The 24438-nt window shown below is 59.3% G+C and carries 18 protein-coding genes; 7 read left to right on the forward strand and 11 right to left on the reverse strand.

Translation table 11 applies throughout. The annotated features are described in order from the left end of the window. Positions 1-79 precede the first annotated feature (79 nt). From Q0792_RS06825 to Q0792_RS06840, 4 genes are all read left to right on the forward strand, one after another. A complete protein-coding gene (locus tag Q0792_RS06825) occupies positions 80-1312 on the forward strand; it encodes a TRAP transporter substrate-binding protein (protein ID WP_298837896.1) in 1233 nt (410 codons plus the stop codon). Between the two features lie 119 nt (positions 1313-1431). Then, positions 1432-2100 carry a TRAP transporter small permease gene (locus Q0792_RS06830; protein ID WP_298837898.1) on the forward strand — a complete coding sequence of 223 codons (669 nt, stop codon included), beginning with the start codon at positions 1432-1434 and terminating at the stop codon, positions 2098-2100. Beyond that, a complete protein-coding gene (locus Q0792_RS06835; protein WP_298837901.1) occupies positions 2100-3461 on the forward strand; it encodes a TRAP transporter large permease in 1362 nt (453 codons plus the stop codon). The genes Q0792_RS06830 and Q0792_RS06835 overlap by 1 nt, the downstream gene beginning before the upstream one ends. Positions 3462-3494: 33 nt before the next feature. Continuing rightward, entirely contained in the window at positions 3495-4259 is a 765-nt protein-coding gene (locus tag Q0792_RS06840) for an IclR family transcriptional regulator (RefSeq protein WP_298837904.1), read from the forward strand. Between the two features lie 5 nt (positions 4260-4264). On the opposite strand, the gene Q0792_RS06845 is transcribed toward Q0792_RS06840, so the two are convergent. The 3 genes from Q0792_RS06845 to Q0792_RS06855 all read right to left on the reverse strand — a co-directional run bounded on the left by Q0792_RS06845 (position 4265) and on the right by Q0792_RS06855 (position 8407). Continuing rightward, positions 4265-6514: a glycosyltransferase family 2 protein gene (locus Q0792_RS06845; RefSeq protein WP_298837906.1), complete on the reverse strand. Its 2250-nt coding sequence runs from the start codon at positions 6512-6514 to the stop codon at positions 4265-4267. Between the two features lie 124 nt (positions 6515-6638). After that, positions 6639-7508, reverse strand: a complete 870-nt coding sequence (locus Q0792_RS06850; RefSeq protein ID WP_298837908.1) for a sugar phosphate isomerase/epimerase — start codon at positions 7506-7508, stop codon at positions 6639-6641. Next, positions 7505-8407, reverse strand: a complete 903-nt coding sequence (locus tag Q0792_RS06855; RefSeq protein WP_298837910.1) for an NAD(P)-dependent oxidoreductase — start codon at positions 8405-8407, stop codon at positions 7505-7507. Before Q0792_RS06855 ends, Q0792_RS06850 begins: the two co-directional genes overlap by 4 nt. A gap of 286 nt (positions 8408-8693) precedes the next feature. Here Q0792_RS06855 and Q0792_RS06860 point away from each other — a divergent pair, with 286 nt between their 5' ends. Beyond that, entirely contained in the window at positions 8694-9770 is a 1077-nt protein-coding gene (locus Q0792_RS06860) for a PLP-dependent cysteine synthase family protein (protein WP_298837911.1), read from the forward strand. 78 nt (positions 9771-9848) lie between these two features. Further along, positions 9849-10835, forward strand: coding sequence for a LysR family transcriptional regulator (locus tag Q0792_RS06865; protein WP_298837913.1), 987 nt, complete (start codon positions 9849-9851; stop codon positions 10833-10835). On the opposite strand, the gene Q0792_RS06870 is transcribed toward Q0792_RS06865, so the two are convergent. After that, positions 10819-12339 (reverse strand): trimethylamine methyltransferase family protein, encoded by a 1521-nt coding sequence (locus Q0792_RS06870; protein WP_298837916.1) that lies wholly within the window; start codon positions 12337-12339, stop codon positions 10819-10821. The genes Q0792_RS06865 and Q0792_RS06870 overlap by 17 nt on opposite strands. A 189-nt stretch (positions 12340-12528) precedes the next feature. Between Q0792_RS06870 and Q0792_RS06875 the strand changes: the two genes are divergently transcribed. Further along, positions 12529-14949: an FAD-dependent oxidoreductase gene (locus tag Q0792_RS06875; protein WP_298837918.1), complete on the forward strand. Its 2421-nt coding sequence runs from the start codon at positions 12529-12531 to the stop codon at positions 14947-14949. Positions 14950-14994: 45 nt separating this feature from the next. Here the strand turns inward: Q0792_RS06875 and Q0792_RS06880 are convergent, their stop codons facing one another. The 7 genes from Q0792_RS06880 to hutI all read right to left on the reverse strand — a co-directional run bounded on the left by Q0792_RS06880 (position 14995) and on the right by hutI (position 24365). Beyond that, positions 14995-16548: a sodium:alanine symporter family protein gene (locus Q0792_RS06880; RefSeq protein WP_298837921.1), complete on the reverse strand. Its 1554-nt coding sequence runs from the start codon at positions 16546-16548 to the stop codon at positions 14995-14997. A 9-nt stretch (positions 16549-16557) separates the two neighbouring features. Beyond that, positions 16558-16995: a universal stress protein gene (locus Q0792_RS06885; protein ID WP_298837924.1), complete on the reverse strand. Its 438-nt coding sequence runs from the start codon at positions 16993-16995 to the stop codon at positions 16558-16560. A 293-nt stretch (positions 16996-17288) separates the two neighbouring features. Next, a complete protein-coding gene (locus Q0792_RS06890) occupies positions 17289-19160 on the reverse strand; it encodes a CHASE2 domain-containing protein (RefSeq protein WP_298837927.1) in 1872 nt (623 codons plus the stop codon). After that, positions 19099-19515 carry a FecR family protein gene (locus Q0792_RS06895; protein WP_298837930.1) on the reverse strand — a complete coding sequence of 139 codons (417 nt, stop codon included), beginning with the start codon at positions 19513-19515 and terminating at the stop codon, positions 19099-19101. The genes Q0792_RS06890 and Q0792_RS06895 overlap by 62 nt, the downstream gene beginning before the upstream one ends. A 429-nt stretch (positions 19516-19944) precedes the next feature. Beyond that, positions 19945-21615, reverse strand: a complete 1671-nt coding sequence (hutU, locus tag Q0792_RS06900; RefSeq protein WP_298837932.1) for a urocanate hydratase — start codon at positions 21613-21615, stop codon at positions 19945-19947. A 15-nt stretch (positions 21616-21630) separates the two neighbouring features. Further along, positions 21631-23175, reverse strand: coding sequence for a histidine ammonia-lyase (gene hutH / locus Q0792_RS06905; protein WP_298837934.1), 1545 nt, complete (start codon positions 23173-23175; stop codon positions 21631-21633). After that, complete coding sequence (gene hutI / locus Q0792_RS06910; protein WP_298837937.1) at positions 23163-24365, reverse strand: imidazolonepropionase; 1203 nt, start codon at positions 24363-24365, stop codon at positions 23163-23165. The genes hutH and hutI overlap by 13 nt, the downstream gene beginning before the upstream one ends. Positions 24366-24438 lie beyond the last annotated feature (73 nt).

Below are 24438 nucleotides of genomic sequence, written 5' to 3' on the forward strand. Positions count from 1 at the left end.
ACTCTATGCAGAAACGCAATATCATACTAGTGTTTTTTGGGACGAAAAGTCTCAATAATCGACGTTCAGGGAGGAACGCATGAAAACATCAAACAACATCAATGGTATATCACGCCGCGATTTATTCAAAATTGCGGGTCGCTACGGCATGAGTTCCACGCTTCTGGCAGCCGGTACATTCGGCGGCGCAATGAGTGTGGCAAATCTCGCCAAAGCTGCTGAATCCACTTACGAAAAGCGCTTTGCCAAAGAGCCGAAATATACACTGAAATTCGGTGCGTCAGGCTTCAACGCCCGCAACCTTCTGATCGAACGTGCCGGTTGTCTTGAATTCGCGCGCGACCTCGAAAGCCGCACAGACGGAGAGATTCGCGTAGAGTTCATCGGCGACAATCAGATCTGCGGTCAGACATCCTGCGTCGAGAAAACACAGCAGGGAATCGTCGACATCTATGCGGCTTCCACTCAGAACTCCGCCGGGGGCGCACCTTATCTGAACGTTCTCGACTACGCCTACATGTTCCGCAACCGGGCAGACCAGTACTACTTCCTGTACTCGCCGGCCTCTCAGGCACTGCTGCGTGAACCCTATGAAAAGCGTCACGGCCTGAAGTTCCTGTTCAGCCACGCTGAACTCCGCGGGATCCAGCTGGGTCTGAACTTTGCGGACAAACCGACGGTCACATCGATCGATGAACTCGCCGGCACAAAGAACCGTGTCACGGGTACACAGCTTGGCCGGATCGCAATGGAAGCGCTCAACCTGAACCCCGTTCCGGTTGCATGGGAAGAAACACTTGATGGCCTCAAACAGGGTCTCATCGACGGTGCGGAAACATGGGCGTCTGCTGTTGCCTACGCAAACATGTCGCCGGTTGTGTCCCAGTCGGTTCACCTGAACTTCTTCTGCGGCACCGAGCACACGGCCATGTCGGCCTCCGTGTTCGACAGCCTCGGTGGCGAGCTGCAGGACGCCGTGATGGAATCCTCCTATCTGGCACAGGTTCATGTCCAGGCAGCCAACGAAGTCGCGCTCATCAACACCGTTGGTCAGTCCGACCCGCAGCTTCCGAATACAATCTTCGCTCAGAACAACGTGCGCAACGCGTTCCTGTCAGAAGCAGAGATCAAGAAAGCCGAAGAAATGTGCTCGCCAGAGTACCAGCCGCAGCTCTGGGAGCAGTGGCGTGAGCGGCTTAACGGCTGGTCCGGTGGCCTTGATACGTATCAGGACATCTATGACGAAGTGCGCAAGATCCCTGGTGATACTCTGGCAGAGAATGTTGAGCCTCGCCGGTGGTGGAAAGCCTGATCAAGGCATCTGCCTGACCTGAGACCGGGCTGATCCGCGCAAAAGCGCGGGTCAGCCTTTGTCATCTCAAAAATACCGACCGGAAGTGGCGGAATTCTTAAAGCGAGGGGGAGATCTTTATGTCGATTTTGGCTGAAGCGGTGGCCGTTGTTCCCGCATTATTCTCAGGCAGTTCCTGGGATATGAGGCAGGCATTTGACGCCGATGGTATGTGGCTGTTCTGCTTTGTAGCGACATTCGTATGCGGATTTGTGGCACATCTGTTTTACCAGCTGGTGCCATTCGCCGAAAAGCATCTGGAACGCGGGCTTTCAGTCACGATGTACCTGATCATCGCCGGCATCATCTGCTGGGGCGTCATTGACCGTTTTGTATTCTCGAACCAGTGGTCCGGATCCACAACAGTGCCGCCATTTCTCTTTATGGTCATGGCCTGGTTTGCGTGTTCGTATAACGTAAAACTGCGCACCCACCTGAGCTTCAGCGAATTTCGCGCGAAAATGGGCCCGACTGGGCAGATGCTGACACTGACGATGGACGCGCTGCTGTGGCTCGGCTTCTGCTGGATCGCAATCACCACGTCGCTGCGGTTCACGGCACTTTCCGCAGACAACTTCCAGCTCGTCGATGGCGTCGATGATGTGATGAAGTGGTGGTTCTACATCACCGTCCCCATTGCATTCACACTGATGTCTGGCCGCGTCATCGGAAACTGGCTGGAAGACTGGAATAACTACCGGTCCGGCAGCCCGATCATCAAGCAAGCCGTTATCGGGGGAGACGTATAATGTCCGACGGATCATGGATCACACTTATTTCGCTGGGCGTGACGGCGCTCTTTATGCTCGGAACTCCGGTGCTTCTTGTTATTTTTTACTGGGTCATCGGCTGCAGCTTCGTCATCGGCCTGCCGCTGTCGAACACGGGCAATGAGCTCATCAACGTCTTCAGCAAAGGCTTTGCGCTTCTTGCGATGCCACTGTTCATTCTGACCGGGGACCTGATCAACCAGTCCGGCATTGCCCGACGATTGTCGAATTTTGCCTATTCCTGTCTGGGGTGGCTGCGCGGGGGCCTCGCGATGGCCTCTATCGCAGCTTGCGGACTGTTCGCTGCGATCTCCGGATCAAACTCTGCAACGACTGCCACAATCGGCTCCATGCTGCATCCTGAAATGGTCAAGGGCAACTATGATGAGCGCTTCTCGGCGGCAACCGCTGCCGCGGGTGGTACGGTCGGGATCATCATTCCGCCGTCGATCATCTTCATTGTTTACGGCTTCCTGATGAACCTGCCCATCTCGGAGCTCTTCATCGCGGGGATCCTTCCCGGTACGCTGATGGTTATTGCCATGATGGCGGTTGCTTTCATCGTCTGCACCATCAACGGCTGGGGTATCCTTATCAGGCTGTCATTCGCACGGGTCCTCAAAACAGCGTTCGGCGCATGGCTGGGCTTTTTTGCCATCGGCCTGGTTCTGTGGGGCATCTACACCGGTAAGTTCTCACCAACCGAGGCTGCCGGGATTACCGTGGGTTTCTGTGTCTTTGTGGGTATCCTTTGCTACCCGCTGAACAAACTGCTGGGCAGCGACGCAGACATTCCGGTCGAGGAAAAAAGCTTTATGTCGATGTTTGTCGTCGAAGGCTTCACCCTGCCGAGCGTGCCGGCCATCGTATCCCGCTCCGCTCAGATCACGGGTATTCTGGTGCCGCTGATTGCTGTGTCGGTTGCGATGCAGCAGGTCCTGTCATCGCTGGGCGCAAAAGAGTACATCGGCGACTTTGTCACCGGCATGGGCGGATACTACGCGGTTCTGGCCACAGCGATGGTCATCGTGTTTGTAACCGGTATGATCCTTGAATCCCTGCCCGTGACGATCATCCTGGCACCGATTCTGGCACCGATTGCCGTGTCTGTCGGTGTGGATCCGATCCACTTTGCCGTGGTCTTCCTTGTGGGTGCGTCAATCGGGTTCATCACGCCGCCATATGGTCTGAACCTTTATGTCGCGTCCGGGGTGACGGGAGTGCCCTACTTCAGGCTGCTCAAGTTCTCCACGATGTACCTTGTGTCACTCCTGATCGTCTGGATTTTTGTTGCTCTGACACCGATCACCGCCTTGTGGTTGGTTCAGTTGATGCAATAAGCAGAGGACCAGACAGAATTGCCGGACGGAAACATGACTGAAAAACAGGACCAGATACCCACCAATCTCAGGTTGCTGGTCCTGTTGGAGGAAGTGGTGAAGGCCGGTGTGCCGGTCACCCCCTCGGTGATCAAGGATGCCCTGAACCTGCCAAAGCCCACGTTGCACAGACTGTTCAACACCGCCGAGGCCGAAGGGTTCCTGCAACGTGATATTGACGGCCGTTCCTATTCTCCGGGGCCCCGGCTCCGGACGATGGCCGTCAATGCTATTTCATCGCAGCGGGTACGCATGCTGCGTCTGAACATCCTGCGCGGTGTTGCCGATGAAATCGGTGAGACCTGCAACATTGCCATGCCTGACCGCGAGGGCATGACATATCTTGACCGTATCGAGACACACTGGCCACTGCGCATTCAGCTGCCGGTGGGCACCCAGGTGCCTTTTCACTGCACGGCCAGTGGCAAGATGTACCTGTCGTCGCTGCGCCCTTCGTACCTGGACCGCTATCTGGAAAGCGCGCGACTGGAACGGCATGCGCCCGGTACGATCACTGACCGTGTGGCGCTGAAATCAGAGATCGAACTGACGCGCAGACGGGGCTACTCCTGCGACAATCAGGAGTTCATGGAAGATATGGCTGCGGTGGCGGTGCCGGTGCTGGACAATCAGAAGCGCCTGATGTCCACGCTGTCCGTCCATGCGCCGATACAGCGACAGACCCCCGAGACACTCAGACAGTTCGTCGAGCCTCTGAAAAGGGCTGCGGCCCAGCTCGCGGAACAGGTGAACGCCTGATCTTCTCAGGTTTCTTCCTCCAGCGAAGCCTCCGCCTCAACAGTAAAGAAAAAGTCAGGGTTTCCGGCCTCGTCCAGCACGTGATCCGGTATGCAATCAGGACCCTGTGCAAAAACCGCAGACCCGAAAGCGCGCAGCATGAGCGACAGTTTCTGCAGGCGCTGTCCGGTAATCTCACTGTAGAACTGCTGGTATTTCTGCGTTTTCTTCAGCGCCCGGATATGCGCACAGTGGGCCTCGACACATTGATTGTGCGCAGCGGCGATTTCCGCGTCCTGCATCAGCCGGTCGAATTCAGCGCGCGCTCCCGGTACAAGGCGCTGCGCCGAATGGTCCTCCTGAGCATTGTGGTTCATGCGAAACCAGTAATTGAGTCCCTGATCCCGATCCACGTGGTTCACCCGGCCCCGGTCGCGCTTGACCAGAAAGCTGTCAGCGGAGCGCAGTGCATAGTGGTTGAGCGTTACCAGATCGTACCCCCAGGTCGCTGTCGTAGATCTCCAGGCGTTGCGGTATTCGCTGCGTGGCAGCGCCGCCCCTGATCCGTTCACCCACCTGATTTCATCAACCAGCTGAGGCTGGAGACCCTTGGGTCGGTGAACGCCCATTTTGCGGAATATCCCGATGTTCCGCACCAGCGTTTTGAATCCCCAGGCCTGATGCGGTTTCCGGGTGAACTGTGCCGCGCATCGGGCGAACTGTTCAGTAACAAATTGATCTTCGAATTTTTCCACACCGGCATTGCCGAAAAGCCGCCAGGTCATTGAGATCAGGTTCGCATCACCCACTGCCGCGTAAAGATCCGTTAACTTCCCCTCTCCAACGTGGATGTTGATAAACTCATCCACATCCATCGACACAACCCAGTCGAGATCCGCAAACAGCGGTTCCTGGTCGGCAGCATGAAGTGCGGCATGCTGCGGTTTCATCCCCATCTGCCGGAAAGGGTTGTCACGGTGGCGGACAAGACCCTTTTCCTCAAGGAGGCTCAGAAAGCTGTCGGTTCCGTCGGTGCAGTCGTTGGAATACACGATGAAATCGGTAACGCCGATGGACCGGTGCCAGGCAAGCCATTCAAGGATAAACGGCCCCTCGTTCTTCATACAGGTCACAATGCCGGTCCGGTTGGCATCTGCGCCCGGTCGCGGTTTCAGGCTGACACGGGGCGCACGCCGGGGCGTTTCACCAAAATGTCCGGCAAAAAGGGCTATCAGTTCTTTATCTTCGGAAAGGCTGGACTTGGGCGCGATACCAGAGACCTGTACACCCGGGTGGCGTAACGCCATCGCCTGGACGAAGGGCATCTGCGGCGTGTCATCATCCGTTGCACCGACGATACGTACCTGCCGCCAGATCGCAGCGCCGGATACCCTGTCCGGTGCGACGCACCACCGCGACGCTCCCCCCTCCGCATCAAATCTCCGGCAGATATGATCTCCGAACCCTGTTGTCCCGCCCGGACGCAGGCCCCATGGGTAAATCCGCTCGCCTTTCAGCAACAGGACACCGCGCGGCGACCGCGCCGCTGCGTCGAAAACGGTATCGCCTTTCAGAGGGAGCAGCAGATCGCTGACGTCCAGGTTCATGACACCTGCAGCTTTTCCCAGGTACAGGTATCGCGTCATTTCGTACAGAATGACGGCACCGTAGGGGGCGTTCTCCTGATCCGGCAGCGGGTGCTGCATCCGATCACGGCCCGGCGCATCGGGCGCGTACCACGGCAGGCGCGCGTCACCCTCGCCGGGCACACCCAGTGGCGTATCAAAACGCAGGATCAGAACGCGTCTGATCCCGGGCACCGGACGCGCGTTCAACAGAGTTTCCAGTGCGCTGGTCTCGGGATCGGCGGCCCGGTCGATCAGCAACAACGCCTCGAGGTCATGCTGGCCGGCGTGAAAGACAAGCCAGTCGCGCACGTTTTCTGCTGTCTCTGCATGCCTGATCGCAACGCAGGTATTCAGGTCGTCAAAGAGTTCCGGCTGCGGCTTCAGGGAAATAACCTGCATCTCCTCACCGGTGAGAGGCAGCACAACACCGTTGTCCGGCGCGGGCGATTTACCTATGATCTGCAACGCGTTACCGATGCGGCGTACCGCACGGATGTCAAACCCGGCGTTGCTGTCGAGCGCATCACGCGGAAATCCGACATCTGTAAACACCATGCTGGTCTGCGCGCCGTCTACGGGCGCGACGACGCCGAAAACCGTTCCCGCGCCGGTTTGCAGCGTTGCAATCTCGTGGCGTTGTACGTCCACCTGCCCGTCCTTCTTGGGGGCGTTTCGATTGTCAGCCCCACCTGCTCCCGCCCGGTTTCACGGGCCACGGTGCAACTCTAATCCTGCATGAACGCAATTCAAAGGCCGCGGACTCCGTCCGAGGTCAGTCAGGGCCGAAAATCTCAGTAAACGGTCCGACACACTGGCGAAATCCGTCTTCGAAACTGCCATTGCCCGGGTGCCACACGCTTTCAAGCGAGACAACGCCATCATACCCGTCAGCCCGCAGCGCGTCAGCGATGGGACGCAACACCGGACCAAGCTGTCCCTCTCCCAGACGTCGGACCTCAAGTGTAGCGCGGGGGGTATCGACGATGACATCCTTGATGTGCAGATGGCCAAGGTATCCGCCACGCAGTGCGCCATAGCCATCCGGCCAGGCTGTTTCATGACACCAGCAGTTATTGGCAGGATCCCACAGCACCTGCAGCACATCCTTTGCATCCAGGTCGTCAATCATCCGCCGCGCAGTATAACTTGAGTTGACCATGGTACCGTTGCCCGTTTCGACCACAAGCCTGATCCCTTCTGCCCGTGCCAGTTCAACCGCTGGCGCAGTCATCGACAACAAACTGTCCCAGGCGCCCTGCGCCACGTTCCAGACCTCGGCGCCACCGTGACCCCAGAGAATCTGCTCTTTTTTCTGGGTCATGATCCGCACCAGCGGTGCGCCGGTCCGGTGCGCCATATCGATCACACGTTTCAGGGCATCCATATGGACGGTATGCTCGGGATCTCCCGCGTGGTTACCGGTTGTCAGACCGGCAAAGATGTGGCGGGAGAGACAGGAAACAGGTTTGCCGCGATCACGCAGCAACGTGTCGATCTGCCGGATTTGTTCCGGTGAATGATCGCCGACTTCGGTGTCACCCACAAACTGCAGTTCGGCATAGGTCAGGCCAAAATCGTCCATCACATCAACGGCCCGGGCGAGATCGCGGCTGATGCCGTCGCAGATAACGCCCAGCTTCACCTGCTGCCCTCGCGGTGCAGTTCAGCTCCGATGATTTCCTCGATAACGCGTGTACAGACCCAGTTGTCGCCGTCAGGATATTTTGTCCGGCCGGCATGAAATATCTGCATCGCAGCGGCGGCTGTATGTAACGGCACGCCCAGCGCTTCGCCAAGACCCATCGAGATCGTCAGATCCTTGTGCATCGTGTTGATATGGCTGCCGGTTCCCTCGAACTGCCGGTCGATGATCTTTTCCAGCGCGTTGTTGACGACGCCACAGCCGGCAGAAGAGGTTGAGAAAACGTCCAGAATAACCTGTCCCGGCACACCAGCCTTCGCCGCAAGTGCGGCGGCCTCAAAGGTAGCGGAGAACTGCGCGCCGATGAGTGACTGAAGGCAGGCCTTGACCGTCTGACCATCTCCCGGTCGGGTGCCGACCCGGTGAATGTTTGCGGAAACCGCCTGCATCACCGGGGCAACTCGGTCCAGCACGTCATCCGGCGCCGCTGCCATCATCGTCAGAGTGCCGGACTGTGCACCCGGGTAACCGCCCGACACCGGCGTGTCGACCAGATCAATGCCTGATCCCTCCATGTCCGCGCCGATTGCGCGGGCCTCGTCGGGCCGGACCGTAGCGCTCAGGATCGCAGTGCCGCCCGGCGCCATATGCGACACCAGCCCGTCGGGACCGAGGATCACGTCGCGTGCCTCCTGCCCTGTCATCACCATGACAAATACGACATCTGCGGACCGGCCGATTTCGGCTGGGTTCACCACGGCCTTACCGCCCATGTCGATGAATGCCTGCATCCTGTCGGGTTTCGGGTCATATCCCGAGACTTCAAACCCGTTTCTGATAAGATTAAGCGCGATACCGCTGCCCATATCGCCAATACCGGCGATTCCCGTTCTGAACATGACAGTTACCTCCCCGTCCTGCGTTCCGTTTCCCTGAAAAGGGATGTCAAAAGCGGAGATTTCACGCGCCACCTTTGTGACGTCGGGCGGGTCCGGTAGACACCCCGCTGCCCGGTTAGGTGGCGTTACGCTAGCACCGGCCCGCGGCGGCTGACAAGGCAGCACCAGCCACCTTCGCCGGCGCGGGTTTGCTTAAATGGTTGCCAAACAGGTCGCACCTGCGTGATGCTGCAGGCCCGCGCCAGTATCGCGACACCCGAAATCACCGGGACAGAAAGGACATCCGATGACAGCTTCCTCCATCCGCCGGACGACAGGTCAGGGCAAAACATTCGATTCAGTTCTGGATACCGTCGGCAATACGCCGGTGATCCGCATCAACAACCTCGCACCAGAGGGCGTCGAGCTTTACGTCAAAGCCGAGTTCTTCAATCCTGCCGCATCGGTCAAGGACCGCCTCGCCCTGAATATCATCGAGGCCGCCGAACGGTCCGGCACCTTGAAACCCGGCCAGACCGTGGTCGAGGCGACATCGGGCAACACTGGCATCGGTCTGGCGATGGTCTGTGCACAAAAGGGTTATCCGCTGGTTGTGACGATGGCGGACAGTTTTTCGATCGAGCGCCGCCGCCTGATGCGGATGCTGGGCGCAAAGGTCATTCTGACGCCCCGTGCCGAAAAAGGTTTCGGTATGTATAACAAGGCGGCTGAACTGGCCGAAGCGAACGGCTGGTTCCTCGCAAGCCAGTTCGAGACAAAAGCCAACGCCGATATTCACGAAGCCACAACCGCACAGGAAATCCTGGGAGATTTTGCCGGCCGCAGGCTCGACTACATCGTCACGGGCTACGGGACGGGTGGGACTGTCACTGGGATCGGGCGCGTCATGCGCAGGGAACGGCCTGACACGAAAATCATCCTTACCGAGCCCGCAAATGCACAGCTGGTCGGCAGTGGTGTAGCCCAGGACCGGCGCGACAACGGGGCCCCTGCGGTCAGCCACAGCGCCTTTGAGCCACATCCGATCCAGGGATGGACACCGGACTTTATCCCGGCGGTTCTGCAGGAAGGGCTGGACAGCAGTTATTACGATGAGCTGCTGCCCGTCGCCGGGACCGACGGTATCGCGTGGGCCCGCAGGCTGGCCGCTGAAGAAGGCATTCTCACCGGAATTTCGGGCGGGTCGACCTTTGCCATTTCGCAACAAGTCGCCGGAACGGCAGCGCCCGGATCGGTTATCCTGTGCATGCTGCCGGATACGGGCGAGCGCTATCTCTCGACACCGATGTTCGAGGAAATTGATGCCGAGATGAACGACGAAGAGACCGCAATCTCGAAATCCACCCCCGGATACCAGATGTAAAATCGTCGAAACCCTGTTTCGGAAATTTCAAACAGGCAATAAACGCGATACTGTCCGGTGCAGAAACGGAGAACCGCCATGCACCGGTCAAAACTCAGCCTCAAGTCGCTGGAACTTTTCCGCGAAACCGCCCGCTGCGGACAGATCAGGACAGTTGCGCGTGAAGCTGGCCTGTCCGTCAGCACTGTGTCACATCACCTGAGCCAGCTTGAGGAGGCACTGGGGGTTGCCCTGCTGGATCACGCCAGGCGCCCCATGGCACTGACAGCAGAGGGCGCGGCATTCCTTGAATACGTCGATGACGCGCTGGACATTCTGCGCAAAGCCGAAAGTGCTGCGCTGACAGGGCGTCTGTCAGACGTGCGCAACCTGCGTCTGGCACTTATTGAGGACTTTGACAGCAGTGTTGCGCCCGACCTGGCAAGATTGCTTGCGCGGGATATGACATCGTGCCGGTTTGTGCACCTTACCCGGCCAAGCCACGATATCCTTGCCCTGCTGCACAGCCGTAAAATCGACATCGGTATCGCAACAAGGCCCCAGTCCCCTCCTGACGGCATGACAGAGTGGCCGGTTCTGCGCGACCCTTACGTTCTGGCCATGCCGGCCGGTGCCTCGGCTGCTCCTGCCGACATGCTGTCCAGTCAGTCTGACCTGCCCTTTCTGCGCTACAGCGATGACCAGCTTATCGGCAAACAGATCAGCGCGCACCTGCGCCGCCAGCGGATTGATCTGCCCCACAGGTTTCAGTTCGAAAGCAACCAGTCGCTCATGGGCATGATCGCCGATGGCACCGGCTGGGCCATCACCACTCCTACAAACTACCTGCGCGCACGGCGCTTTCGCGACAGAGTAAAGATCGCGCCCCTCCCGGGCAGGGAATTCGCCCGCTATATTTCCGTGTTTGCCCGCGCCGATTTTGATCCCATGACAACTCAGATCGTCCGGAACCACATGCGAAGCCTGATCAGTGACAGCGTGGTGACCCCTGCGGTGGATAAAATGCCCTGGCTTATCGGGAAAATGCTGGTGCCGGAGCACGCCAGTTTCACTTCAGAACCCTGAAAGCCTCTCGTATTGCACGATCCTGCGCTGCATTGAGGTATTCCGGGTGGTGTTCGCGCAGAATGCGGCACGCTTTATCGCGCGCCCTGCTCCATGCGTCTTCGGCACCGTTCTCTTCCCATGTACGGGGTGCTTCGCGATCGGCAAGCGACGGGTAGAAGTAATCCCGCTCCATCGCAGCGCTGGTATGTGTCCCCCCCAGAAAATGCCCGGCCCCTAGAACGGCGTCGCATATCGCCTCATATCCCAGATTATCCTCTGTCACTTCCACACCGCGCAATGTGCGGTACGTGGCAGCATGCATTTCATCATCCAGCACAAAGGCCTCGAAACTGGCACCCAGCAGCGACGCGGTCATACCGGAGCTCTCGTAGATCAGGTTCCCCCCCGCCAAGGCCGCCGCGAGAGAGGAAATTCCTTTTTCCGCGCCGTACTGCGCGTCGATTGCCTTGGCGTCTGTCATGGATGCGGCAACCCCGGACGGCAGCCCCAGCCAGTTGCTGAGCTGGGCCGATGCGGCATTCAGCAGAGCAGTCTCTCCGCCACCACCCGCAAAGGCGCCGGTCCGCAAATCGACCACCAGCGGCCAGTTTGAGAACACCATCGGATGACCCGGCCGGACAGCGTGAACCATAAGCAGTGACCCCAGTGTTTCGGCCAGCGACTGCGCCAGAAAACCTGCCAGTGTCGCAGGTGCTGTAGCACCGGACTGCGCCGCGGTGATGCACGACACAGGAATATTGTGTTCAAGACAGGCATAGGTCACGTCGACAGCGTCTTCGCCGTAACGCATTGGTGATATCACGGGGCTGATATGCGCTTTGACAAAGGGGCGTTTTGAAAATTCACCTTCGCCACCCGCGACAATATCAAACATTCTGACCAGCGGTGCCACATGTTCGGCCAGGGTAAAGGCGGTCGCGACCGGACGTGTGGTATTCTTCATCAGGGCGTACGCGGTGTTCACATCCAGATCGAACGGATCAGCCACGTCCGTGGCAATGCAACACCGCGTGAACCAGCCGATGTTTGTCAGCCGGTCCTGCAGGCGTGTAAAATCGTGCAGATCGCGCAGCGTCGAGGGCCTGTAAAGGCCTGTCTCCAGATCAAGTGTCTGAACGGCGGCACCTCCCGTGCCAAACCAGACCCGGTCGCCGCCAACCTCGATAGACCTGTCAGGGTCCCGGCCGTGCAGAACAAAGCTCTTTGCGGCCTGATCAATGGCATCTGACACAAGGCCACGGGGAAATGTCACCCGGCCATCCGGTCTTTCTGCGGCGCCCGACCGCAGGAGGTCCTGGCGCAGGCGGTCCGGCACCTCACCCATCCCGAGTTCTGCCAGCAGCCTCAGGGCCGTATCCAGAATTGCATTGAGGTCACTGTCGCTCAGCGGCCTGTAAGCCCCGCCGGACTGCCCGGGTGCCGCCGGATTGAACTCCGGTGCTTTTGCCCGCTGCGCTTTCAGCGCCGCCCTGCCTTTGCGGCGACCTGCCCCGGGTGCCATATGTGCCGCTCCCTCTGCCGGTTACATCTGTGATGCTGCCGTTCCCGGCCCGTGCCTGACAAGTGCCGCCACCCGCTTTTCGGATTTTTCCAAAGACTATTTCGAAAAAATCTGTATCCGTCTGATTACCTTGACGCGGCATAGTGGGCTGCCATCACTTCGGCAGTGTGTGAGCATCGGAGAATAACTATGAGAAACACAGCCAAAGTCGTCGTAATTGGCGGAGGAATTGCGGGCTGCTCTACTCTCTACCACCTCACCCGCGAAGGCTGGAGCGACGTGATGCTGCTGGAGCGCAACGAGCTTACATCCGGTACGACTTGGCACTCGGCGGCGCAGGTCACAAATTTTGGTATGAACCAGACAATGGTCGGGCTGAAAACACATTCGATCAGTCTGTATAAAGAACTGGCAGAAGACCCTGAATATCCGATCAACTATCACCATGGTGACGGCGGCATACGCCTTGCGAACACCGAGAAGCAGATGGACGGATACCGGCATTTCGCCTCGATGGCGCGGGGGATGGACGTGCATTTTGAGGTCATCGACGCCGAGGAATGCGCGCGCCGTCATCCTCTGATCTCGACCGACAATCTGATCGGTGGTTTGTGGGACCCGCTCGATGGTGACATCGACCCGGCGCAGCTGTGTCAGGCGCTGGCACGACGGGCGCGCAAAGCCGGTGCAGAAGTGCACCGAAACACACCCGTCACCGCGCTGCGACAGCTGGCAGACGACAGCTGGATCGTTTCCACCGAAAAGGGCGATGTTCACGCAGAGATTGTCGTAAACGCCTGTGGTTACCGGGTGAATGAGGTCGGCGCGATGATGGGTGTGCACCACCCTGTCATGTCGATGGAGCATCAGTATTTCCTGACCGTGGAAATCCCCGCGATCAAAGAGGCCGGGCACCGCATGCCGCTGCTGCGCTGTCCGATCAGCGATTACTATTGCCGTCAGGAAAAGAACGGTCTGCTGGTGGGTTTTTACGAGCAGGACTGCAAAACCTGGGGCATGGACGGGATCGACCCGAACTTTGTGAACGCGCTTTGCCCCGACGATCTCGACCGCGTCACGGACGTGCTGGAAGGCGCGTTTGAACGGATGCCTGCGCTGATGGAAACCGGCATTCACACCGTGGTCAACGGCCCGATTACCTATACCATTGACGGCGCGCCGCTGGTGGGGCCGATCCCGGGCAAACGCAATGCGTTCTGCATCATCGGGTTGCGCGCGGGCCTGGGCGAAGGCGGCGGACACGGCTGGCTGCTGGCCCAGCAGATCGTGCACGGCGAGGCCTGCTTTGACACCTGGGTGATCGACCCGCGCCGGTTTACCGGCCATGCAAATGTCGAACTGACAGCGCTCAAGGCGATCGAGGATTATCAGAACGAATTCCGGTTCCACTTTCCGCACGAACACCGCCCCGCCGGCAGGCCCATGAAGACGACGCCCCTGACGCCGATCCTTGCAGCAGAGGGCGCCGCGTTCGGTACGATGAACGGCTGGGAACGGATAGAATACATCAAACCGGACCCGGATTTTCACGAAGACTATGGGTTCCGGTTCAACAACGTCTTTGACTTGGTCGCCGGAGAAGTTGCGACCGTGCAGAAGGCTGTCGGACTGACCGAGGTCAACGGCTTCAACCGGTTTGAACTGACCGGATCAGACGTTGATGGCTTCCTCGACCGAATGATCTGTGGCCGCGTACTAAAGAAAGAGGGACGCGTTGGCCTGGGGTATCTGCTGAACCATCAGGGAATGCTCAAATCAGAGGCCACGGTGGCCCGGCTGCCCGGCGGGCGTGTCTGGTATGGCTCGGCTGCTGCGTCAGAATTCCACGATATGGACTGGCTGCAGGCACACCGGGGCCAGGATGAGGATGTGCAGATCCGTTCACTGACGAACGAGCACACGATTCTGGTGCTCGCCGGGCCAAAGGCGCGGGACGTTCTGTCAGCTGTCAGTCGTGAGGACTGGTCGGCGGATGCCTTTCCCTGGCTGCATGTGCGGGAGTGTTTCATCGGCATCGCACCTGCAGTGGTGATGTCGGTCAGCTTTTCGGGCGAACTGGCATATGAAATCCACGTGCCGAACAACCAGCTTTACGCAGCATGGCTGACCCTGCGCAACGCCGGCAAAGCCTTTGGTTTGGGGCTGTTTGGAAGCCGGGCAGTGGAATCCATGCGCCTTGAAAAAGGCTATCTGCACTGGAAAGCGGAAATACTGACTGAGTTTGACCCCTTTGAGACCGGCCTCGACCGCTTTGTAAGGATGGACAAACCCGACTTCGTGGGGCGCGGGGCACTGCTGCAACGCCAGGCACAGGGCCCCCGTAAAAGGCTTGTCACGCTGACAGTCGGCACCCATGACGCACCTGCTCACGGGGGCGCCTCGGTCATGCTGGATGGCTCAGTTGTCGGGACAGTGACATCGGGCGACTACGGCCACCGGACGGGCCTGAACCTGGCGCTGGCCTTTGTCGATCCGGCCCTGGCACAGCCAGGTCAGAGGCTGTCTGTGGATATGCTCGGTGAGCTGGTCAGCTGTGAAGTGACAGCACCCGGACCGTATGATCCGGATTATCAGCTGGTACGCAGTTAATCGCCGCAGCTACCGGGGGCGGATGTGCCGCCCCCGGCTGTCCCGTCAGTGCGAGAACTTCTTGATCTCACCTGATTTCAGGCGCGCGCTGTAGGAGTCAAGTTCCTGGCGCACAAGCTTCATCAGGAAGTAGAGCGCGAAGATGTTGACCACCGCCATGGCAAAGATCGCCGCATCCGAGAAATCGATCACGGGGCCAAGGCTGGCCGCGGCACCAATCACGATAAAGATGCAGAAGATTACCTTGAAGGTCAGCTCAGACGCTTTGCCCTCGCCAAAGAGATAGGTCCATGCTTTCAGCCCGTAGTACGACCACGAGATCATGGTCGAGAAGGCAAAGAGCACAACTGCAATGGCCAGCACATAGGGGAACCAGCTGATACCGGAGGCAAAGGCCGCGGACGTCAGTTCGACACCCGAAACACCGCCCACTGTCGCAATCGCCGTGCCCGCTTCATTGAGCACATAGTTACCCGTGGCCTCATCAATGATCAGCTGCTGCGAGATCACGATGACAAGCGCCGTCATTGTGCAGATCACAACCGTATCGATCAGCGGCTCAAGCAGGGACACGAAGCCTTCGGTAATGGGCTCTTTGGTTTTCACCGCCGAGTGTGCAATCGCCGCAGAACCAACGCCCGCCTCGTTCGAGAAGGCCGCCCGTTTGAACCCCTGGATCAGCGCGCCGACAAAGCCGCCCGCGACGCCCAGACCGGTAAAGGCACCGGCAAAGATCTGGCCAAACGCCCAGCCGATCATATCGTAGTTTACGATCAGAATGATAAGTGCGGCACCGACATAAAGAATGCCCATGAAGGGCACGACCTTTTCCGTGACGTTGGCAATGGATTTGATACCACCCACGATCACGGCAAAAACCACACCCGCAAACACCAGACCGGTAATCCAGCCCGGATAATCGCCGACGATCCCGGAGATCTGCGCATGAGCCTGGTTGGCCTGGAACATGTTCCCGCCACCAAGTGCCCCCAGAATACAGAAAACCGAGAAGAGCACCGCGAGTATTTTGCCACCCGGCAGGCCCAGTTCATCAAACCCTTTGGACATATAGTACATCGGGCCACCCGAAACTGTGCCGTCGGGGTATTCATTGCGGTATTTCACGCCCAGCGTACATTCTGTGAACTTTGAGGCCATGCCCAGCAGACCCGCGAGGATCATCCAGAAGGTGGCCCCCGGCCCCCCGATACCCACGGCAACCGCGACACCGGCAATGTTGCCCAGACCGACAGTTCCCGACAGCGCCGTGGCCAGCGCCTGAAAGTGACTGACCTCGCCCGCATCATCCGGGTCGGAGTAATCCCCTTTGACCAGCGAGATCGAATGGCCGAAGAAACGCACCTGGACCAACCCGAAATAGACCGTAAAGACCGTGGCTGCGATCACCAGCCACATCACGATCCACGGGAATGAGGTGCCCGGAAACGGCGCAAAAATAAAACTGACGAAAGGCCCGGTAAACTGAGCGAATATCTCGTTTACCCGCTGATCCAGCGTCTGAGCTTCCTGAGCGGCAACCGGACTGGCCAGAAGGGTCGCAGCGACAGCGCCGGCAAGATATCTGATATCTGTTTTCATATTATTCCCTCACCCGACAACTGTGACTGGCATGCTGGCATGCATGACAAGATTGCTGGTCGAACTGCCGAAAATGCGGGATGTGAATCCGCTCTCCGACGACCGGCCGACCACGATCTGGTCGGCGCCGTTTTCGACAGCGATTGCGTTCAGCGTCTCAGCGACGTCGCCGTGGCGCACTTTGCCCGTGGCGCTGAAACCCTCAGACGAAAGCTGTTCGACGGCAGGCTCAATAACCCTGCTGTTCGCGATCGAAATTTCCTCCTCGCGCCGCTTGTGACGCTGCGCGTTTTCCTCTGCTGTCTGGAAAGTGAACGGCGACCATTCGATCACGTAAACCACCAGAATCTCACAGTCTCCGATAAGCCGGGCAAGCTGCTTGCCATGTTCGAGCGCACGATTGCCCGACCCCGCTCCATCCAGACCGATGACCAGTTTTGTTGGCATATGTCCCTCTTGTGTTTAAATCAGCGCGCTTACGTGCGCCTTGTGTGCCGTGATTATCCCGGGGCAGTTCTGTGGCACTCAAATATCGCCCCATTCAGAAATCATTAACTATTTCCCCCAGCAAATGGGTCTTATTTTTCTCATTTTTCGGATAACCTGCCTTTAGTTTGCAAATTTTTCGGGCAGATTGCCCGCCAGAGGGCAGTATTTCAGACAGCTGTCTTTTCTCGTTTTAATAGAATCACTTTCTGGCAGCGACACGCACCGGTAGCGTTTCCCGGTAACCGGCAGTGTCAGACCCTGCGCGTTGCCAGCGCCGCCGCTGTCCAGAACACAATTGAAATGTCTCCGCTGCGCCCGCGCACGGCTATGCCATCGCGTTCCTCAGGCTGGTAAGCTGGTGCTTCTTTCAGCGCTGCGGCAAAGTCCTGGCTTGCCACGATAACCGCACCCGTTTCCTTGGCCGTTTCCATCAGGCGACTTGCAAGATTCACATTGTCACCGGACACAGTGACCTGCTGCTGGCTGCTGGCGCCAAGACGCGAGAGGACAACAGGTCCATAGTGAAGTCCGATCCGGCAGGAGGTCTGCCCCTGACCGGCTTCCGGCATCCGGGCGTTTTCCAGGGCACCAACAATCGCAAACGACGCACGCATCGCCGCATCCGCCGCCCCCCCGGACTCTTCTGCTTCGAGACCGAAAACGGCAAGCGCGCCATCACCCATATAGTTGAGAACGCTGCCCCCTGCCTGTCCGACCGCCTCGCCGGTCAGTTCGTGGAACCTGCGCAGAAGATCCCGCGTCCCGTCCGGGCCAAGCCGTTGCGACAGGCCTGTAAACCCGGAAAGATCCACAAACAGAATGGCCATGAACCTGTCCTCAGGACGCACAAGGTAGTCAGGATCACGCGCAATCCGGTCGGCAAGAGCCGGCGCCTGGAACCGGCTGAGCGCGGATGCAGCCCGCTCAGTCAGGACCGCGCTGCGACGCTCAGCCATGTAACGCAGACCCGCACCCGCAAAAACCGGGGGAACTGCGGCAAGCAGCGGCACCGCCATGCTGATCCAGATACCCGCGGCAAAAACAGCCCAGGCGATCAGACAACTGATGGAGACAAACACCGATACGGCCAGCGCCGCCCGTGACAGGGGGAGCCGGACGAGGGCAAGAAAACACAGGCCTGTCAGAACCAGTGCATGCGCAGCATCCCACCAGCGCAAAGAGGCATCGCGGCGCAATCCGGAGCCCCCGAGCATCTGTGACACCGCCGTCGCTATGATTTCCACGCCCGGCGTGCTGTCATCAAACGGGGTGGGGAAACGGTCGCCAACACCGGATGCTGTAAACCCAAGCACCACCAGTTTTCCATCCAGCAGGTCTGGTCTCGGGCCTGCAAGCAACAGCTCTGCGCTGATCGTCCGCACGGTCCCGGCCGGACCCAGATGGCGCAGAGGCAGGTATACGGCCTCGTTCAGCGGGACACTTCGGCTACCTATACTCAGGTCATTTGGCCCGAATGATGCCTGCTCACCCGTAAACAGAACGACAGCCGAAAGCGCCATAGCAGGATAGAAGGCACCGCCGGCCTCAAGCACAAGCGGCATGTAACGCGGGGTGCCACCGGTATCTGTTGAGATATTCACCAGCCCGGTCTGCGCGACGGCAGCAAACTTTGGGTGCGGCAACAGTGTGCTGGTGGCCTCACCCTCAAACCGTGCTGCTGCTGCAATGGTTGACGGGACAGAGGCCAGAGCATCCGCCAGTTCGCTGTCGGTTTCAGTATCGCGCTCATCCGCCAGCAGCACATCCATCGCCAGTGCGCCGGCACCGCTGGCACTGATGTTTCGGATCAGGCCTGCAAGCTCCGCCCGTCCGGCACCGCTGGTTGCTTCCAGTGTTTCATCATCCAGTGCGACAAGCACAATATCCGCAACCGGCGCCTGCTGCCCCGTCAGGCGAAAGCGAAGATCGGCAGTGCGGAGTTCGGTCGCCTCTGTAATTCCCGTGCGCCCGGATATGTGAGGCAGAACGACAACGGCAACCCAGACCAGCAAAGCACCGAGCGCCAGCAGGACGGCACTTCGGGAAAACGATTGTGAACTGTCAGCGACCAAAACGCGCGCGCAGAGCCACAGCGCGGTCCTGTGGCCAGCGGCTGACGACAATACCACTGTCTTTGCTCACATCGGCCCCTTCACCGGCGTTGACCCTGGCAAATACTGACGAGTCGCCGGGTCGCGTCACGGTGACCTCACCTTCCAGCACAAAAACGGATGTTTCTCCAGCGCGCGCGTCCACGATATAGACCGTTCCCCTGACTGCAGCGATAGCCTCGGGTGTTCGTATCTGTGTCGCCCGGCTGCCGGGAACGACATTGATCAGGATTGCTCCGTTCTGAAGTTCAATCGCACGCGGTGGCGCATCGCCCGGGCGTTCCTTGATCGTTATGGCCGCAGATGGCTCACGCTCCATGACAAAGCCGGGTGAGCAGGTAAATGCCTGGCGGGGTGGGTCTGACAATTCTGTCTGTACACAGTCAGCAGACACCCTGACGGGCTGAAGCAGCATAAAGCCAGCCAACAGAAACGTGCCGGCGCAAGCAGGTATAATTGTAAGAACTGGCAGTATCTTCATCACATTTGCCCCCCGCAAACGGCCCAGCGGCCATGTGAGAACGGTTTCACAAACGGCTACGCGCCGCAAGCATACACGCCCTGAGGGCAGTCATTTGGACAGGAAACAGCCTGGCCTGTGTTGCCTGCCGATCATTTCAAACACAAACGGGCTCTGTCGCTGACCGGCATTTCGCGTCAGACGCAGGCCGCTTTCATCCCGTTCAGATCACCGCTCTGAAACGTCAGAAACGATTATGTTCAGTCAATCCGCACAGGCGCTGCTCCCGGACGCGGTCTGGGAAGTTTTCTTAAAGTGTTGATGTTGTTTTGGCCGTCACCGGTTCAGTATCCCCGGCAGGTTCAGCCCCTGTTCGCGGGCACATTCGAGGGCGGTATCATATCCTGCGTCGGCGTGGCGCATCACACCGGTGGCAGGGTCATTCCAGAGAACATTTGCGATACGCCTGTCCGCGTCCTCACTGCCATCGCAGCAGATCACCATCCCGGAATGCTGGCTGAACCCCATACCCACGCCCCCACCATGATGCACTGACACCCAGGTGGCGCCGCTGGCGACATTGAGCATCGCATTCAGCAGCGGCCAGTCGGACACAGCGTCCGACCCGTCCAGCATTGCTTCGGTTTCGCGATTGGGCGACGCGACAGAGCCGCTGTCCAGATGGTCCCGGCCGATCACAACAGGCGCGGACAGTTCGCCGTTTCGCACCATTTCGTTGAAGGCAAGGCCAAGTCTGTGGCGCTGACCCAGCCCGACCCAGCAGATCCTGGCCGGCAGCCCTTGGAACGCAATCCGTTCCCGCGCCATGTCGAGCCAGTTATGCAGATGCGGATCATCAATCAGCTCTCTGACCTTTGCATCGGTCTTCCAGATATCCTCCGGATCACCGGAAAGCGCGCACCAGCGAAACGGCCCGATGCCGCGACAAAAGAGAGGCCGGATATAAGCGGGCACGAAACCGGGAAAGTCAAATGCGTCTTTTAACCCTTCGTCCAGCGCCACCTGCCTGATATTATTTCCGTAATCCAGTGTCGGCACCCCTGCCCGCCAGAACGTCAGCATTGCTTCAACCTGATCCTTCATCGCGGACCGTGCCGCAGCTTCAACGGCCCGGGGGTCGGTTTCCTGCCGGGCACGCCACTCTGCCACGCTCCAGCCACGCGGCAGATAACCATGCAGCGGGTCATGCGCAGAGGTCTGGTCAGTAACAATATCAGGGCGCACTTTTCGCTGCGCCAGCTCAGAGAACACATCTGCGGCGTTGCCGATCAGAGCGACAGACTTTGCCGTACCTTCACGTGTCCAGGCGCCGATCATATCGAGCGCATCGTCCAGGACATGGGTTTTTTCATCAACGTACCCGGTGCGCAGCCGGAAATCGACGCGGGTTTCATCACATTCGACCGCCAGACAGCTTGCGCCGGCCATCACTGCCGCCAGCGGCTGGGCCCCGCCCATGCCACCCAGACCACCAGTCAGAATCCACCGCCCCTGCAGGTTTCCGTCATAGTGCTGGCGTCCGGCCTCCATAAAGGTCTCATAGGTACCCTGCACGATGCCCTGCGTTCCGATGTAGATCCAGGAACCTGCTGTCATCTGCCCGTACATCGCCAGTCCACGCTTATCGAGTTCGCTGAAATGCTCCCAGTTGGCCCAGTGCGGCACCAGATTGGAGTTGGCAATCAGAACCCGTGGCGCGTCCGGACGCGTGCGGAACACGCCAACTGGTTTGCCCGACTGAACAAGCAGGGTTTCATCGTCTTTCAGATCGCGCAGGCTGGCCACAATCGTATCAAAGTCCTGCCAGGTGCGCGCGGCGCGTCCGATCCCGCCATAAACGACCAGCTCGTGCGGGTTTTCCGCCACATCCGGGTGCAGGTTGTTCATCAGCATCCGCAGAGGTGCCTCAGTCAGCCAGCTTCTGGCTGTCAGTCCGGGACCCGTGGGCGGGTAGATGTCCCGGGTATTATGACGGCTACTGGTCATGGTTTTCTCCTCTTCTCATGGCGCTTCCGGCTTGCCCGTGACATACCCGGTCAGGCCTGCCGCGCGGACGAGCCTGCCGTCCGACACCATGACTGCGGCGCGTTCAAGCAACGGCGCCATGTAAACGTCATCGCCAATGGCAGGCACACCGGTGCGCAGGACGCGTATGACCTCTTCCAGAGCCGGGCTGGTCCGCAGAGGCGCACGAAAGCCTATCCCCTGCGCACCACAGATCGCCTCGACCCCAAGGATCACACTGAGGTTTGCGTTCATCCGTTCCAGTCGTCGTGCCGCATGGGCCGCCATGCTGACGTGATCTTCCTGATTGGCGGAGGTCGGTGTAGAATCTGTCGAACACGGGTTGGCCAGGTGCCTGTTTTCGCTCATCAGAGCGGCTGTTGTGACCTCGGCGATCATCAGGCCGGAATTCAAACCCGGCCGGGGCGTCAGAAAAGGCGGCAGGTCAAAAGACAGTGTCGGATCGACCATCAGCGCAACGCGGCGCTGCGAAATCGCCCCGATTTCACAAAGTGCCAGAGCAATCTGATCCGCCGCAAAAGCAACCGGCTCTGCATGGAAGTTTCCACCCGAAACGATCCTGTCCTGCGTATCCAGAACCAGCGGGTTATCCGTCACCGCATTGGCCTCAACGACCAGCGTTTTTGCCGCGAAATGCAGAAGATCCATCGCCGCGCCGGTCACCTGAGGCTGGCAGCGGATGCAGTACGGGTCCTGTACACGCGTATCACCGGTGCGATGGCTGTCACGGATTGCAGAGCCTTTCATCAGCGCCCGTTGTGCCCGCGCAACGGCAATCTGCCCCTGATGCCCGCGCAATGTGTGAATTCTGTCCTCCAGCGGTGCTGTGGATCCCATAATCGCATCGGTTGACAGCGCGCAGGTCAGAACGCTCGCGGCGGCATTCGCCCAGGCACCCCAGAGGCCCGTCAGCGCACAGGCCGTTGAGAACTGGGTGCCGTTTATCAGCGCGAGTCCCTCTTTCGGACCAGGATCAAGAGGGGCAAGACCTGCGGCTTTCAGAGCTTCCCCGGCGGGCATCCGGTGCTCCTGATAAACTGCGTCACCGCGACCGGTCATTGCTGCGGCCATATGCGCCAGCGGAGCCAGATCACCGGACGCGCCCACAGATCCCTGCGACGGGATCACCGGCAGCACGTCCCGGTTCAGCATCTGCGTGATCAGATCCACTGTTGCGAGCGATACGCCTGACGCCCCGCGCCCCAGCGAGAGCAGCTTGAGCGCCATCATCAGCCGCGTCGTTTCCGCGTCAAGCGGCGTGCCTACCCCGCAACAGTGCGACAGGATCAGATTGTGCTGAAGGGCTGCGGTGTCGCGCGGTGGAATGCGCACGCTGGCCAGCTTTCCAAAACCGGTGTTCACACCATAGACGGCCTCTTCACCAGAAGCGGCCCGCGCGATCACACCGGCCGCATTCTCAATCCCCGGGCGCGCCGCAGGATCAAGTTGTATCTGCACCCCGGGCTTTATGATCCGTTGCAGCTGTTCTGCGCATGCCTGTCCCGGGGTCAGGGTTTCCATGAAGGTTCCCCCTGGCAGTAGCGCTGGTGCAATGGATTGAACCCTATCCGGTATGCCAGCTCTGCCGGTGTATCCACGTCCCAGACACACAGATCTGCGCGCAGGCCTGGTGCCACCTGTCCCCGGTCGGGCAACCTCAGCGCGCGCGCTGCATTGATGGTCATACCGCGCAACGCCTCATCCGGTGTCAGGCCGAAAAGCGTACAGGCCATGTTCATCGCCAGAAGCGGTGAGGTCAGCGGAGAAGAACCAGGGTTGCAATCGGTCGCGACCGCCATCGGAACCTCTGCGCGGCGCATGGCCGCCACTGGCGGGCGCTGGGTTTCCCCCAGTGTGTAGAACGCGCCGGGCAACAGAACAGCGGTCATTCCCGCCTGCGCCATGAGCGCGACATCCGGTTCGCGCGCGTATTCGATATGGTCGACCGACATCGCGCCATATTGTGCGGCCAGTGCCACCCCGCCCTGGTGAGACAGCTGTTCCGCGTGGAGTTTGACCGGCAATCCCAGGGAACGGGCGGCCTCAAAGACGCGGCCGATCTGGTCAGCATCAAAGGCGATCTCCTCACAGAAACCGTCCACAGCATCAATCAGTCCCTGGCTGGCCGCCCTGCGCATGACCGGGATGCAGACCGTGTCGGTGTAGGCATCCGGATCGCCGATGAACTCTTCCGGCAGGGCATGAGCGCCAAGGTATGTTGTGCGCACGTCGAGCATACGCTGTTCCGAGATCGCCCGGGCAACCCGCAGCATTTTCAGTTCGGTGTCCTGATCGAGCCCATATCCGGATTTGATTTCGACGGTTGTAACACCCTCGGCCATAAGGCAGTCCGCACGCCCCAGGGCATCTTTCAGCAAGGTGCTCCCGGGCGCGGCGCGGGTGGCGCGAACAGTTGACAGGATTCCACCGCCCGCCCGGGCGATCGCTGCATAATCCACGCCCTGCAAACGTTGCTCAAACTCTGCTGCGCGATTGCCGCCGAAAACAAGGTGTGTGTGGCAGTCGATAAGGCCCGGTGTGACCAGTCGCCCCTCCATATCCACGCTGTTGTTCCGGCTCAGAGACGCCGGCAGGTCTTTTGCCGCGCCGGCCCAGCGCACTGTGCCGCCATCGACAGCAATGGCTGCGTGCCGGATCACGCCCGGGTCTTCATCCCGCATGGATACCAGAGAACAATTGGTCAGAAGCACAGCGACTCACTTGATTAAAACTGCTCTTTATAATTTTATGTATGTACATATTAGTCTGTCAAGCGAGGGCGCC

The sequence above is a fragment of the uncultured Roseobacter sp. genome (genome assembly GCF_947495025.1).
Taxonomy (GTDB): domain Bacteria; phylum Pseudomonadota; class Alphaproteobacteria; order Rhodobacterales; family Rhodobacteraceae; genus Roseobacter.